Annotated in this window: 14 protein-coding genes; 8 read left to right on the top strand and 6 right to left on the bottom strand. The window is 68.4% G+C overall.

Annotation, left to right across the window (positions count from 1 at the left end; translation table 11 throughout):
* Positions 1 to 2 precede the first annotated feature (2 nt).
* Genes E3O44_RS03915 through E3O44_RS03905 form a run of 3 tightly spaced genes read right to left on the bottom strand, consistent with a single transcriptional unit; the run spans position 3 to position 2320 of the window.
* Complete coding sequence (locus tag E3O44_RS03915; protein ID WP_134532658.1) at positions 3 to 785, bottom strand: ABC transporter ATP-binding protein; 783 nt, start codon at positions 783 to 785, stop codon at positions 3 to 5.
* Positions 785 to 1585, bottom strand: coding sequence for an ABC transporter permease (locus E3O44_RS03910; protein WP_241976000.1), 801 nt, complete (start codon positions 1583 to 1585; stop codon positions 785 to 787). Before E3O44_RS03910 ends, E3O44_RS03915 begins: the two co-directional genes overlap by 1 nt.
* Before the next feature lie 42 nt (positions 1586 to 1627).
* Positions 1628 to 2320, bottom strand: a complete 693-nt coding sequence (locus tag E3O44_RS03905) for a phosphocholine cytidylyltransferase family protein (protein WP_134532656.1) — start codon at positions 2318 to 2320, stop codon at positions 1628 to 1630.
* Between the two features lie 258 nt (positions 2321 to 2578).
* Here E3O44_RS03905 and E3O44_RS19505 point away from each other — a divergent pair, with 258 nt between their 5' ends.
* The 4 genes from E3O44_RS19505 to E3O44_RS03885 are packed head-to-tail and all read left to right on the top strand — an operon-like array spanning position 2579 to position 7113.
* Positions 2579 to 4756, top strand: coding sequence for an ABC transporter ATP-binding protein (locus E3O44_RS19505; RefSeq protein WP_241975999.1), 2178 nt, complete (start codon positions 2579 to 2581; stop codon positions 4754 to 4756).
* Entirely contained in the window at positions 4732 to 6309 is a 1578-nt protein-coding gene (locus tag E3O44_RS03895) for a hypothetical protein (RefSeq protein WP_134532654.1), read from the top strand. Before E3O44_RS19505 ends, E3O44_RS03895 begins: the two co-directional genes overlap by 25 nt.
* A 7-nt stretch (positions 6310 to 6316) precedes the next feature.
* Positions 6317 to 6799 carry a DNA alkylation repair protein gene (locus E3O44_RS03890; protein ID WP_134532652.1) on the top strand — a complete coding sequence of 161 codons (483 nt, stop codon included), beginning with the start codon at positions 6317 to 6319 and terminating at the stop codon, positions 6797 to 6799.
* A 20-nt stretch (positions 6800 to 6819) separates the two neighbouring features.
* Positions 6820 to 7113 (top strand): DUF3039 domain-containing protein, encoded by a 294-nt coding sequence (locus tag E3O44_RS03885; RefSeq protein WP_134532650.1) that lies wholly within the window; start codon positions 6820 to 6822, stop codon positions 7111 to 7113.
* Positions 7114 to 7147: 34 nt separating this feature from the next.
* On the opposite strand, the gene E3O44_RS03880 is transcribed toward E3O44_RS03885, so the two are convergent.
* Together E3O44_RS03880 and E3O44_RS03875 are read right to left on the bottom strand one after the other, a co-directional pair.
* Complete coding sequence (locus E3O44_RS03880; RefSeq protein WP_134532648.1) at positions 7148 to 8476, bottom strand: nicotinate phosphoribosyltransferase; 1329 nt, start codon at positions 8474 to 8476, stop codon at positions 7148 to 7150.
* 97 nt (positions 8477 to 8573) lie between these two features.
* Positions 8574 to 9806: a beta-ketoacyl-[acyl-carrier-protein] synthase family protein gene (locus tag E3O44_RS03875; RefSeq protein ID WP_198415862.1), complete on the bottom strand. Its 1233-nt coding sequence runs from the start codon at positions 9804 to 9806 to the stop codon at positions 8574 to 8576.
* A 167-nt stretch (positions 9807 to 9973) separates the two neighbouring features.
* On the opposite strand from E3O44_RS03875, the gene murI reads away from it, so the two are divergent.
* From murI to E3O44_RS03855, 4 genes are all read left to right on the top strand, one after another.
* Positions 9974 to 10888, top strand: a complete 915-nt coding sequence (gene murI, locus E3O44_RS03870; RefSeq protein ID WP_134532644.1) for a glutamate racemase — start codon at positions 9974 to 9976, stop codon at positions 10886 to 10888.
* On the top strand, positions 10885 to 11619 hold the full coding sequence (rph, locus tag E3O44_RS03865; RefSeq protein WP_134532641.1) for a ribonuclease PH: 735 nt from the start codon (positions 10885 to 10887) through the stop codon (positions 11617 to 11619). The genes murI and rph overlap by 4 nt, the downstream gene beginning before the upstream one ends.
* A 3-nt stretch (positions 11620 to 11622) precedes the next feature.
* The gene (gene rdgB, locus E3O44_RS03860) at positions 11623 to 12225 is read left to right on the top strand and encodes an RdgB/HAM1 family non-canonical purine NTP pyrophosphatase (RefSeq protein WP_134532639.1); all 603 of its coding nucleotides are present in this window, start codon (positions 11623 to 11625) and stop codon (positions 12223 to 12225) included.
* A gap of 153 nt (positions 12226 to 12378) precedes the next feature.
* Positions 12379 to 13302, top strand: a complete 924-nt coding sequence (locus E3O44_RS03855) for a cation diffusion facilitator family transporter (RefSeq protein ID WP_134532637.1) — start codon at positions 12379 to 12381, stop codon at positions 13300 to 13302.
* A 76-nt stretch (positions 13303 to 13378) separates the two neighbouring features.
* Here E3O44_RS03855 and E3O44_RS03850 read toward each other — a convergent pair whose 3' ends face one another.
* On the bottom strand, positions 13379 to 14134 hold the full coding sequence (locus tag E3O44_RS03850; RefSeq protein WP_166792524.1) for a DedA family protein: 756 nt from the start codon (positions 14132 to 14134) through the stop codon (positions 13379 to 13381).
* Positions 14135 to 14181: the final 47 nt, after the last annotated feature.

Genomic DNA, 14181 nt, shown 5'->3' with positions numbered 1-14181 from the left:
GGTCAGGCTGGCTTCACGCCGTAGTCGGCGTCGTACCGGGCGAGGACCTCGTCTAGTGGACCGTCGAGGACCAGCGCGCCCTTGTCGAGGTACAGGCCCCTGGCGCAGAAGCGACGCAGGTCGCGTTCGTTGTGCGAGACGAAGAACAGGGTGCGGCCCCCGGCGAGCAGTTCTTCGATGCGGCGGTAGCACTTCTCCCGGAAGGCCTTGTCGCCGACCGCGAGCACCTCGTCGACGAGGATGATCGGCTCCTCGAGCCGGGAGATGACCGCGAAGGCGATCCGCACCTTCATGCCACTCGAGAGGTGCTTATAGGGGGTGTCGACGAAGTCGCCGATCTCGGCGAAGTCGAGTATCTCGTCGAAACGCTCGCCGATCTGTTTCTTCGTCATGCCGTGCAGGCCCGCCGTGAGGTAGACGTTGTCGCGCACGGTCAGGTCGTCGACGAAGCCGCCGGTGATCTCGATCAGCGGTGCGACGCCCTCCGTCACCCGCACGGTGCCCTCGTCGGGCAGGACGACCCCGGTCACGAGTTTGAGCAGGGTCGACTTTCCCTGGCCGTTGCGGCCGACGACGCCGATGGCCTCGCCGCGCTGCACCGTGAACGACACCGCGCGCAGTGCCCAGAATTCGCCGGGGCGGGTGCGCCGGGCTCCGCTCGCGAACAGGTCCTTGAAGCTGCGCCGACCGCGGCGATTGCGGCGAAAGCGGATGCCCACCCCGGCCAGGGCGATCACGGGAGCCCCGATCGCGGCCGTTCCCGGTGTCCGGACGGTTTCGGTCATCACAGCTCCTTCAGGACCGCGCGCTCGGTGCGCGTGAAGACCAGCAGCCCGAGGCCGAGGAAGGCAACGGACATGGCCGCGCTGACGCCGACGGTGAACCAGTCGAGGTTGCCGGGGAAGAAGGCCGCCCGGTACAGGCTGAAGATGCCGCTGAGTGGGTTGAACGCCGCCCAGAAATGCAACTGGTGCGGCAGGTCCTGGGTGCTGTAAATGATCGGGGACGCATAGAACAGGAAGCGCAGGATGAGCTTCACTGCGCGTTCCAGGTCGCGGAAGAACACGACGAGCGGCGCGACGATGAGGCCGACCCCGGCCGTGAGGATCGCCTGGATCACGATGGCGAGCGGGAAGAACACGATCTCGCCGCTCGGCCGGGCGCCCGCGAAGACCGCGAACAGCACGAGGACGGGAATCGAAGCGAGGAATTCGATGCCCTTGGAGAGCACGAGCCGGTTCACCCAGATGGTGCGGGGGATCCGGGTCGACCGGATCAGCTTCGCCTCGCGCAGGAACGCACGGGTGCAGTCGGAAATGGTCCCGTTGAACCACATCCAGGGCAGTAGTGCGCTGAGCAGGAAGATGATGTACGGCTCGTGCCCGACACCCCGGTGGAACACCTGAGTGAACACGAACCAGTAGATGCCGGCCATCACGAGCGGGTCGAGGATCGACCAGAAATAGCCGAGGAACGAGGTGGAGTAGCGGACCCGCAGGTCGCGCTGGGTCAGGAGCCAGAGCGCGTGCCGGTAGCGGGAGAAAGCCGTGAGCTGTTCTGGGCGCACTTCCGCGTAGCTACTCACAGGTTCCACTCTAGATGTTCACAGAATCAGGGTGAAAGCGAATCAGACGAACAGGTTCGCACGCTCGAGGTCTTCGGCGAAGTCGACTTCGACAGCGTAGAAGTCGGAGATGTCGAGGGGTTCGACCAGCAGGCCGTTTTTCTCGATCGCGAGTTCGATGCCGCGCTCGAAGTAGTCCTGGTCGTTCACCCTGGCGAGGTGACGCACCAGGATCGCCTTGTGCGCACTGGAAATGAAGTTGATGCCGACCGCTTCTCCGAGTCCGCCAGTCACCGTCTTGGAGAGCTCCCTGATGTAGCCCTCTTCGTCGGTCGTGTACTTGACCTCTTCGTCGGACACCTGTGAGGTGTTGACCGTCACGAAGGACTGGTCGCGTTCGACCATGGCGTGTGCCCGGTCGAGGACGGCGGGATCGAAGACGACGTCGCCGTTCATCCACAGCACGCCGCCCGTGCCGGAGGCCTGCAAGGCGCGCAGCAGGCTCTTGGACGTGTTGGTCTGGTCGTATTCCTCGTTGTAGACGAAGGATGCCTGGGGGAAGGCTTCGATGATGTGCTCGAGCTTGTAACCGACGACGACGGTGACGTGGGCCTCGGTGCCGAATGCGTGCTCGATGTTGTCGAATTGCTGACGCATGATCGACCGGCCGTCGCTGAGTTCCGTGAGCGGCTTGGGCAGTGAACGACCCAGTCTGCTGCCCATTCCCGCGGCCAAAATGACTACCTGGGTGGCCATATTCGTCTCCTTAACAGTCTCGGGCGCCGTGCGCCCGCTTCAAAAAATGTCGAGCCAGTTTGCCTGTAGTTCACCTCTTTGTTTCTGTTCAGACACACCAACATGAAAGGGTCAGTCTACCCGAAGTGCCCCTTTTGGGTGCCGTGGTGCGGAAATAGCAGCCGTGACCGCGCGCGGATGAGGGCGTTTTCGGCGGGATTCGGGCCCGCCATCCCGTCTTGTCGGAGGGTCGTTGGTAGGGTTGGCGAGGTGACTCACGTGCCTCCCAACTCCGAGCCCAACGAGCCGACCACAACCGTGCCCGCGTCCGATTCGACCCCGTCGAACGATGCAGCCACCCCGGCGCGTCCGGCCAAGACGACGCCAGAACGCGCAACCTCGGCGCGCACCGCTTCACCCCGCACCCCGGCGGCCCGCACTCCTGTCGCCCGAACCCAGAAGCCCCGCGCCAGCCCGGTCCGCAAGGTCGCCGCGGCCCCGCAGCCGCCCGCCGACCCGGCGCAGGCGTCCCCGACGCATGTCACTCCCGCGGCCGGATCAGCCGCCAAGACACGCACGACCGCAGAGAAGGCCGAGACCGCCGCTCGTCAACGCGCAGCGAGGGCGAGTGCGGCCAAGTCGCGGGCAGCGAAGGCTGCCGTCGTCCGTGCGGAGGCACTTGCCGCCGCTGAAGCCCTCGCCCAGGCGGAGGCCGAGGCTGAGGCGGAGACCCGTGCCCTCGCCGAGGCCACGGAGTACGCCGCAGCTCAGGCCCGCGAGTACGCGGCGGCCGAAGCGCGCGCCCAGGCGGATGCCGCCACTCGAGCCAAGGCCCAGGCCGACGCCCTGGCCGTGGCCGCGAGCAAGCCGCGTCCGGACCCTGAGCAGCTCGCCCGCGCCCAGGCGCAGGCCCGCACGGAGGCACTCGCCCGACGTTCACTCGGACCCATGCCTCCGGACGCGCCGGCAGGCGTGTCGCCCGTCGTCCAGGCGCCGTCCCCCGTCCCCAAACCCCCGCGCACTCGCTCGGGAGTCGGCACCTCCCGGGACTGGGTCGCCACGGCCGTTCTCGGCCTGCATTTGCCGCCCGCCGAGACCAAGCCAGCCCCCGTCACGATCACGCCGGCGGACACGCAGTCGACGGACGCCGAGGTGTCGACGGTCCGTCCGGACCCCACGCCCCCCGCGACTAAAATCATGCCGGTGCCGGTCGTCGAGCCTTCAGCACCTGGTCAGATTCCGGGGGCCGTCGCCGACCCGAGCCCTGAGCCGGTAGCCGTCGAGAAGGCCGTGGCGGTTGCCGCCCCGATACCCGAACCCGTGATCGCCGCGGTACCCGTACCGATCGCCGCCGTCGTCGCGGAGCCCACAGTGTTCGCCGAGCCGTCGATGGGCATCGAGCTGGAGACCGAGCCCCAGACCGAGCCGGAGACAGAACCCGAGGCCGAACCCGAGGCCGAGGCCGAACCGGAGACCGAGCCCGAGGCCGCGCTCGAGACCGAGCCCGCTACCGAGCCCGCTACCGAGCCCGAGGCTGCGCCCTCGGCGGCGGAGCCGGATGTCCTCCCTGTCCTCGTGCCCGAACTCCGACCGGTTCCGGTTCCGGAGACCGAGCCGGAGACCGAGCCTGCCGCTGTGGCCGCCGCGAGCCCCGCCCCCGCCCCGGCCCCCGCTCCCGTCGCGCCCGGCGTCCTCGCGCCGGTCGTCCTCTCCGTCACCGGCTTGCGCAAGTCCTTCGGCAGCACCCTCGCCGTCTCCGGAATCAACCTCGAGGTCCGCACGGGCTCGTTCTACGGGATCGTCGGCCCGAACGGCGCCGGCAAGACCACGACCCTCTCCATGGTGACCGGTCTCCTCCGGCCGGACGACGGTTCGATCGAGGTCCACGGCATCGACGTGTGGAGCGACCCGGTCGCCGCCAAGCGTGTGATCGGAGTGCTCCCGGACAGGCTGCGCCTCTTCGACCGTCTGACCGGGGCCCAGCTGCTCTACTACGCCGGTGTGCTCCGCGGGCTCGACGGCGCCACCGTGCGGAAACGATCCGCTGACCTCGTGGTCGCGTTCGGACTCGAGGACGCCCTCAACCGGCTGGTCGCCGACTACTCGGCGGGCATGACCAAGAAGATCGCCCTCGCCTGCGCGATGATCCACTCGCCGCGCCTGCTCGTTCTCGATGAACCGTTCGAATCCGTCGACCCGGTCTCGGCGGTCAACGTGACCGAGATTCTGCAGAAGTACGTCGCAAGCGGCGGCACCGTCGTCCTCTCGAGCCACAGCATGGACCTGATCCAGAGGGTCTGCGATCACGTCGCGATCATCGTCAACGGCAAGGTCCTCGCGGCCGGAACCGTCGACGAGGTGCGCGGCGGGCAGACCCTCGAAGAACGATTCGTCGAACTCGCCGGAGGGCGCAAAGTTGCGGAGGGGATGGAATGGTTGCACAGTTTCTCGGACTGAAACTCCGGCTCTTCGGTAATCTCTTCCGCCGGAGCCCCTGGCAGGTCGTCGGCATCGTGATCGGACTGTTCTACGGGCTTGCCGTCGCCGTCGGGATCTTCGCCCTGCTGGTCAGCCTGCGGTTCGTCGACAGCGACCTCGGCTCGATCCGTGACGGCCTCGTGGTCGCCGGCTCGCTCGTCGTGCTCGGCTTCCTGCTGATTCCGCTCGTGATGGGCATCGACGACAGCATGGATCCCCGCAAGTTCGCGGTCATGGGCATCCCCAACCGGCAACTGTCGCTGGGACTCGCCCTCTCCGCACTGATCGGCGTCCCCGCCATCGTGCTCACGATCGTGCTGTTCGGCACCATCGTGACCTGGTCACGCGGACCTGGTGAGACCGTGTTCGCGATCCTGTCCGCGGCGGTCATCCTCGCCACCTGCCTGCTCGGGTCCCGGGTCACGACGTCCATCGCCGCGTTCCTGCTGGCCACTCGCCGCGCGCGGGAGATCACCGGAATCGTCGCCGTCCTTCTGCTCGTCATGTTCGCTCCCGTCACCGTGCTCGTGGTCAACCTGGACTGGAGCCTCTCCGGCATGGGCTTCATCGGCGGCCTCAGCAGCATCCTCGGCTGGACTCCGCTCGGGGCCGCGTGGGCGGCGCCCGGCGACGCTGCCAACGGGGACTGGGGCGTTGCGATCCTTAAACTTCTCGAGGCCGCGGCCTTCCTGTTCATCCTCTGGGTGTCCTGGCAAGCCCTCGTGAGCCGGATGCTCGTCTCTCCCGGCAGGGAAGCCGTCGCCAAGGAGTACGGCGGCCTCGGCTGGTTCGACCGCCTCCCGAACAATGCTGCAGGCGCCATCGCCGCGCGAAGCCTGACCTACTGGCGCAGGGACCCTCGCTACGGCATGTCCCTCGTGATGATCCCGGTGATCCCGGTGCTCGTCGTCCTCCCGCTCGCGTTCGCGGGGGTTCCGATCCAGGCCCTCGCGCTCCTGCCGGTGCCGCTGATGTGCATCTTCCTCGGCTGGGCGCTTCACAACGACGTCGCATTCGACCACACCGCGATCTGGCTGCACGTGGTGTCGGGCACCCGGGGCATGGCCGACCGGATCGGTCGGCTCGTTCCCGCGTTCTTCGTGGGAATCCCGCTGATCGGCATCGGCTCGTGCATCAGCGTCTCCGTGTACGGCGATTGGGGCGCGTTCCCGGCGGTGCTCGGAGTGAGCACCTGCATCCTGCTGACCGGACTCGGGTTTTCAAGCTACAGCTCGGCCCGCTTCCCGTATCCGGCGTCCAAGCCGGGGGACAGCCCGTTCACGCAGCCGCAGGCCTCCGACACCGCAGCGGCCCTGATCCAGTCCCTGACCCTGCTCGGATCGGTCATCCTCTCGCTTCCGGCGATCGGGTTCGCGGTCCTCGGACTCTTCGTCGATCCGGTCTGGCTCCTGCCTGCCCTCGCGAGCGGCGTCATCGTCGGTATGCTCACCCTCTGGGGCGGGATCTGGCTCGGGGGCCGCACGTTCAACGCCCGCGGACCCGAGATGCTCGCCTCGGCGCTGCGCGCCTGACCCACCGGTGAGCGCCGCCGGCGAGTTCGTCGATACCACCCTGCGCAATGAGGGAGACGAGTATCGAGCGCACGCTGAGAAGGCCAGGCTCGGAAGCGACCTCGCCTTCTACGGGGCGACGGTCGGGGCCGTCCGCGGCACGATCCGGGACGCCGCCCGGCGGTATCCGGGGCTGACGCACGACGAGGTGACGGCGCTCAGTTCCGAGCTCTGGGCCGTTCCCGTCTTCGAACGCCGGCTCGCCGCCGTCGTGCTGCTGCAGTCGAACGTCGGACTGCTGACCAACACCGATCTCACCCGCATCGAAGGCTTCGTCCGCGACGCTGGGCTGGCCGCGCTCGCGGACCCACTCGCACGCGATGTCATCCGCCCCTGCGTGCGGCGACTCACCGGCGTGCTTCGAACCAGGGCGGATGCCGCGATCGAGCGTTGGGCGCGTGACCCGGACCCCTTGCTCCGCCGCGCCGCCGCCCTCGTGAGGGAGGCCTGACGCTGCTTAGAATGGAACTCATGATCAGAATCTTTCGCGCCAGCATCGCCGAACCTGGCAACCCCGGCCAGCCGGGCGGCGGTACGTCCACGCTCGACCGCGAGCTCGAGGAACTGCTCAACACCGAGCAGATCGAACCCGGCGACCACGAGCGGTTCTCCCACTACGTGCCCAAGGACAAGATCCTCGAGAGTGCCATCTCCGGCAAGCCGGTCAAGGCGCTGTGCGGCAAGATGTGGATCCCCGGGAGGGACCCGGAGAAGTTCCCGATCTGCCCGACCTGCAAAGAGATCTACGACACGATGAAGAAGTAGCGGGCAGACCGAACAGGTCTCCCGAGGCCCGCGCCTACCGGTGCTCGTAGAGCGTCGGGATGACGGGCTCCCCGCGGCCGAGCCGGAAGGCCTCGATCGGCAGCTCCCGCATCACGGAGGCGTGGTGCAGCCGGGCGCGCTCCGTGCCGGCCGCCCCGAGGTACCGTTCGTCGATCACGCCGTCCGTGACGAGGGGGACGAGCAGCACCCGGTCCCGCCCGGTTTCCTCCGCGGGCTCCGTCGTGTCTGCGGGATCGCCGCCGACCAGGACGACCTCGGCGCGGGCCGTGCCACTCGCGTCGAGGCGTCGGACGGCCCGCTTGAGGCCTCCGACCGAGATCTTGGCTGCCGAGGTCTTCGCGACGGATACCCACTCGCCGGTGTCGTCGCGGTGTGCGACGAGTTTGTAGACCATCCCGGCCGCCGGTGCACCCGAGCCCGTGACGAGGGAGGTGCCGACGCCGAAGGCATCGACGGGCGACGCCGACAGCGCGGCGATCGAATACTCGTCGAGGTCGCTCGTCACCGTGATGTGGGTGTTGACTGCGCCGAGCGAGTCGAGTTGGGCGCGCGCACCGGCGACGACGGTCGGGAGATCCCCGGAGTCGATCCGGATCGACCCGAGCCCGGTGCCGGCGACCGCGACGGCCGTGTCGATTCCTGACCGGATGTCATAGGTGTCGACGAGCAGCGTCGTCGAGGAGCCGAAGGCCGCGACCTGGGCTTCGAAGGCATCCGTTTCGCTGTCGTGCAGGAGCGTGAAGGAATGGGCTGCGGTGCCCATCGTGGGAATGCCCCAGCTGCGCCCGGCCTCGAGGTTGCTCGTGGAGGCGAACCCGGCGATGTACGCCGCGCGGGCGGCGGCGACGGCGGCGTATTCGCTCGTGCGGCGGGAACCCATTTCGGCGATCGGCCGGCCGAGGCTCACCGAGACCATGCGCGCGGCCGCGCTCGCGACGGCACTGTCGTAGTTGAGCACGCTCAGCACGACGGTTTCGAGCACGACGGCGTCGGCGAAGCTGCCTTCGACGGAGAACAGGGGAGAGCCGGGGAAGTAGGCCTCGCCCTCCTGATAACCCCAGATGTTGCCCCGGAAGGAGTAGTCGGCGAGCCAGTCGAGGGTGGGGGTGCGCACGACGTGGTTGTCGCGCAGCCAGGTGAGCTCAGCATCCGTGAACCGGAAGTCCCGGATGAGCTCGAGCAGGCGCCCCGTGCCCGCGACGATGCCGTACCGGCGCCCGTCCGGCAGTCGCCGGGCGAACGCCTCGAAGAGGCACTCCCGGTCGGCGGTGCCGCTCTGGATGGCGGCGTCCACCATGGTGAGCTCGTAACGGTCGGTGCGGAACGCGGAGGATTCAGTCACCCGGCCAGCCTATTCCTCCCGCGAGGCTGCCCCGGCGGAGCGGCACCGGCTCCCGCACCCGGGCCTGCTCCGTCCCGCACCGGGGTCCTGGTGTCGCTTACAGCGCGCCGAACGCGACGATGCAGTTCTGGCCGCCGAAGCCGAAGGCGTTCGCGAGGGCGTAGCGCACGGGCCGTTCACGGGCGACGAGCGGCACGTAGTCGAGGGTGCAGTCGGGATCCGGCGTCGTGTAGTTGATCGTCGGGGGGATGATGCCCGTCTTGATGCTCAGCGCACAGAGCAGCCCGGACAGCGCCCCTGCCGCCCCGATCATGTGGCCGGTCATCGACTTGGGCGCCGTGACGGCGATGCGGTCGGCCGCGTGCCCGAGCGCCCGCCGGATCGCGGAGGTTTCCGCGCGGTCGTTCGCCTGCGTCGAGGTGCCGTGCGCGCAGATCACGTCGATGTCGCTCGGGTTGAGCTTCGCCTTCGTGAGCGCCTTCGTCATCGCGGCACTCGCGTACTGCCCGGTGGGGTCGGGGGCGACGATGCTGAAGCCGTCGCTCGTGAGCGCCCCGCCGAGGACCTCGGCGTAGACCTTCGCTCCGCGTGCCCTGGCGTGGGAGAGGAGTTCCATCACGAAGATCACGGCGCCCTCGCCGAAGACGAGCCCGCTCCGGTCGGCGTCGAAGGGGCGGCTCGCCTCTGCGGGCGAGTCGTTGTGAGTGGATGCCGCGTGCATGGCATTGAGGCCGGCGAACATCACCGGGGTGATCGCCGCTTCCACGCCGCCGGCGATGACGACGTCCGCGTCGCCCATCATGAGCATCGTGCGCGCTTCGAGGAGGGCGTATGCGCCGCTCGCACAGGCGAGCGCGCTCGCATTGACCGGCCCGTGTACGCCGAGGTCGATCGCGACCTCGCAGGCGGCCATGTTGAGCAGGGAGGAGGGCACGAAGCGCGGGGGGATCCGGCGTGAGCCGCCCGAGTTGACGAGTTCCGTCGCCTCCTGGATCTCGGCATATCCCGAGACGGCGCTGTTGACGACGACGGCGGCGTCGATGCCTTCCATGGATTCGCCGAATCCGGCGTCCTGGATGGCCTCGCGTGCCGCGGCAATGGCGAGTTGGGATGCACGGGTGGCGCGCTTGGCCTGCTTGAACGGCATCCGCTCTGAGGCGATGAAGTTCTTGACCTCGCCCGCGATGCGGGTGGGGAGTCCCGAGGGGTCGAACTGGGTGATGCGTGCGACGCCGCTGCGACCGTTCGTGAGGCCGGACCAGGTCTCCCGCCAGGTATTGCCCAGGGGCGTGAGAGCGCCCAACCCGGTGATTACGACTCGGTCATTCATGACGATCATCTCCTCGACGACGAATCTGACGCCGTCTTGCGCGGCGACCGTCGGTTGGCGGGAACCCTCTTTCGAGTGTAGTTACGGCCATATTCCCGGCGTGGTACACGCGGGCGCCCGCAGCGGCTCGGGGGCCCGGTCAGCCGGGCCGACTAAGCTCGACTGTCGTGACGGATGCACCCATAGGAATTTTCGATTCTGGCGTCGGCGGTTTGACCGTCGCGCGGGCGATCAAGGACCAGCTGCCCAACGAGTCGATCCTGTACATCGGCGACACGGCGAATTCGCCGTACGGACCGAAGAAGATCGCCGACGTGCGCGGCTTCGCGCTCAAGGTTCTCGACGACCTCGTGGCCCAGGACGTGAAGATGCTGGTAATTGCCTGCAATACCGCGTCGGCCGCTGTGCTCCGCGATGCGCGGGAACGCTATAGCGTCCCGGTGGTCGAGGTCATCCAGCCCGCCGTCCGACGCGCCGTCGGCACGACCCGCAACCACAGGGTCGGCGTGATCGGCACGATCGGCACCGTGAATTCGCGGGCGTACGAAGACGCCTTCGCTGCCGCGACCAACATCAGGCTCTTCACCCAGGCCTGCCCCCGGTTCGTCGAATTCGTCGAAGCAGGCGTCACGACCGGCGACGAGGTGCTCGCCGTCGCCGAGGAATACCTTGCCCCCCTCCGCGCGGCGGACATCGACACCCTCGTGCTCGGCTGCACGCACTATCCGTTCCTCCGCGGCGCGATCTCCTACGTGATGGGCGACGGCGTTTCGATCGTCTCGAGCGACACCGAGACCGCGAACGACGTCTACCGGATCCTCGTCGGGCAGGGCCTCGCCCGCACCGAGAAGGCACCGCCGAGCTACCGGTACGAGGCGACGGGCAACAGCGCCGAGGACTTCCTCGACCTCGCACACCGCCTGGCCGGTCCGGAGGTCTCCACGGTCGACCTCGTCGAGACCGGCGTGTTCAGCCTCAGCGAGCTCGTCGAATTCGCCGCAACCCATCCCAATTCCGACCACCACCACGCAGCGTCCCTCCTCCACCCGAGGGATTCCCGGCACACCAAGGAGACCTCATGACCGACATCGTGCGCGCAGACGGACGAGCCATCGACGAGCTACGGCCGGTCACGATCGAGCGCGGCTGGAGCGACCAGGCCGAAGGGTCGGCGCTCATCTCCTGCGGGCGCACGAAGGTGCTCTGCACCGCGTCCTTCACCAACGGGGTTCCCCGCTGGATGAGCGGTAAGGGCAAGGGCTGGGTCACCGCGGAATACGCGATGCTCCCGCGTTCCACGAACGAGCGGATGGCTCGCGAGGCTGTCAAGGGCAAGATCGGCGGCCGGACGCACGAGATCAGCCGTCTCGTCGGCCGCAGCCTCCGTGCGGTCGTCGACATGAAGGCTCTCGGCGAGAACACCATCGTGATCGACTGCGACGTGCTCCAGGCGGATGGCGGTACCCGTACCGCCGCGATCACCGGGGCCTACGTGGCACTGTTCGACGCGCTCGAGTGGGGCCGCGAACAGAAGTTCATCGGCCAGAAGGCGCAGCCGCTCACCGACAGCGTCGCCGCGATCTCCGTCGGCATCGTCAAGGGCGTGCCCATGCTCGACCTCGCATATACCGAGGACTCCAGTGCCCAGACCGACATGAACGTCGTCGTCACCGGCCGTGGTTCCTTCGTCGAGGTGCAGGGCACGGCAGAGGGTGCCCCCTTCGACCGTGCGGAACTGAACTCACTGCTCGACCTCGCCCTCGCGGGCACCGTCAGCCTGACCGAACTGCAGAACGCCGCCCTCGGGCGCTGACCGATGCGTGCTGACACCATGCGGGTCGTCCTGGCCACCCACAACGCGCACAAGGTCGATGAGCTGCGCCGCATTCTCGCGCCCCAGCTGCCCGGGGTGGACGTACTCGCGTACGACGGCCCGGAGCCCGTCGAAGACGGCACGACCTTCGCCGAGAACGCGCTGATCAAGGCGAGGGCGGCCGCGGCACACACCGGCCTGCCCGCCATCGCGGACGACTCCGGAATCTGCGTGGACATCCTCGGCGGCTCTCCCGGCATCTTCTCCGCACGCTGGTCCGGCCCGGCCAGGGACTCCGGCGAGAACCTGCGGCTGCTGCTCTGGCAGCTCGCGGACGTGCCAGCCGAGCACCGCGCGGCGCACTTCACCTGTGTCGCCGCCCTGGCGCTTCCCGACGGCACCGAACGGTTCGTCACGGGGGAGTGGCCCGGCCGGATCCTGACGGAGGCCGCGGGTGCCGGTGGCTTCGGCTACGACCCGATCTTCCTTCCGGACGGCTACGCGATCTCGGCGGCCGAGCTGACGGCATCCGTCAAGAACCGCGACAGCCACCGGGCGCGCGCCTTCGACGGGCTCGTGCCGGTGCTGAGGGAACTGCTCGGCTGACCGGCCGACGGGCTGCTCGGCTGACCGGCGGCGCGCGGGGGCGCTCCCTTTCTCTGAGCAGTCTTCCCGGGCCGCCGCGCCACTGATAACGGCACTCATTCCCAACTGGCCGCTGAACTGGCGACGCACCCCGGCACGGCCTAGCGTTGAGGCATGGGCCACGATCACGCGCACGGACACGGAACGGCATCCGCCGCCAATCGCACGCGTTTGACGTTCGCGATCGGGATCGTCGCCGTTGTGCTCCTCGTCGAGGTCGCCGGAGCCTGGCTGACCGGCTCCCTCTCCCTGCTCGCCGATGCCGGCCACATGTTCTCCGACCTCGCCGGCCTGATCATCGCCCTCCTCGCCACCATCGTCGCGGCCCGGCCGGCGACCGACCGGCAGACGTTCGGCTACCAGCGCGCCGAGGTGTTCGGCGCCCTCATCAACGGGCTGATCCTGCTCGGCGTCGCCGTGTCGGTCGTGATCGGCGCGGTTTCGCGGCTGCTCGGGCCCGGCGAGGGCCAGGTGCAGGCCGGACCGATGCTCTGGGTCGCCGTGATCGGACTCATTGCGAACCTGGGGGCGCTGTTCCTGCTGCGTCCGGCCTCCGGCTCGTCGATCAACATGCGCGGCGCCTACCTCGAGGTGCTCGGTGACACCCTCGGATCCGTCGCGGTGATCGTGGCGGCCGGGGTCATTCTCACCACCGGGTTCGAGCAGGCGGACTCGATCGCGTCCCTGGTGATCGCGGCCATGATTGTGCCGCGCTGCTTCACCCTGCTCAGGGACGTCGTCCGGGTGCTGAGCGAATCGGTGCCCGTCGACACGGACGTCGCCGAGATCCGCAGGCACCTGCTCGACACGCCGGGGGTCGCCGCAGTGCACGACGTGCACGTCTGGGCGATCACGTCCGGTGCGCACGTGTTCAGCGCGCACGTCGTGGTCGAACCCGCCGTGCTGCAGTCCGGTGGTGCGGGGGCGCTGCTCGACACTCTCTCGGAGTGCCTCAGCACCCACTTCGACGTCGAACATTCGACGTTCCAGCTCGAGCCGGCCGAGCACGCCGACCACGAGGACTCCCCGCACCGCTGAGCCCGGCTCCGGTTCCGGCACACGCCGACCACAGCACGCCGTGGTCAGGGAACGACGGGGACGGACGGAGGGAGCGTCAGTTGTCGTGCTTGGGGTGGCCGGTGAAGGCATCCGCGTCGAGGACGAGGCTGCCGGTTTCGGTCGTCGCCGGTGCGGCGGCGGCGAGCGCCTTGGCCTTCTTCGCCTTGCGCGAGGACTGCACGTAGTGGAACGCGGTGGGGATGAGCGTGCCGAGCACGGCCGCGATCAGGATGAGGTCGATGTAGTGCGTGACGAAGTCGGCGACCGGGGGGATGTAGCCCAGGAAGTACCCGGCGAAGGTGAGGCCGGCGCCCCAGATCATGGCGCCGACGAGGTTGTACAGCGAGTACTTGCGGTAGTTCATGTGGCCGACGCCTGCGGCGACCGGAGCGAAGGTGCGCACGATCGGCACGAACCGGGCAACGATGACGGCGAAGCCGCCGAAGCGTTCGAAGAAGCCGTTGGTGCGCTGCACGTTCTCGACGCTGAAGAGACCGGATTCCTTGCGTTCGAAGACGCGCGGGCCGAGCTTGTGGCCGATCAGGTAGCCGCACTCGCCGCCGAGGAACGCGGCGAAGCCGATGGCGAGGGCGACCCACCAGATGTTGATGTGGATGACACCCGCGAAGGTGAGCAGGCCGGTGATGACGAGGAGGGTGTCGCCGGGCAACAGGAAGCCGACCAGCAGGCCGGTCTCGGCGAAGATGATCGCGCACACACCGAGAAGGGCCCACGGACCGAACCCGTCGATGAGGTTTACCGGGTCAAGCCACGGGATGAGTCCGGCGTGGTTGAGAGCAGTGTTGAGCACGAAGATGACTCCAGTCGGTGGTGGCCATGTCGACCGCACGGTGATGA

The sequence above is a fragment of the Cryobacterium algoricola genome (assembly GCF_004402485.1).
Classification (GTDB): Bacteria; Actinomycetota; Actinomycetes; order Actinomycetales; family Microbacteriaceae; genus Cryobacterium; species Cryobacterium algoricola.
The sequence above is the reverse complement of the archived record's forward strand: the minus strand, read 5'-3'. Positions and strand labels throughout refer to the sequence as shown.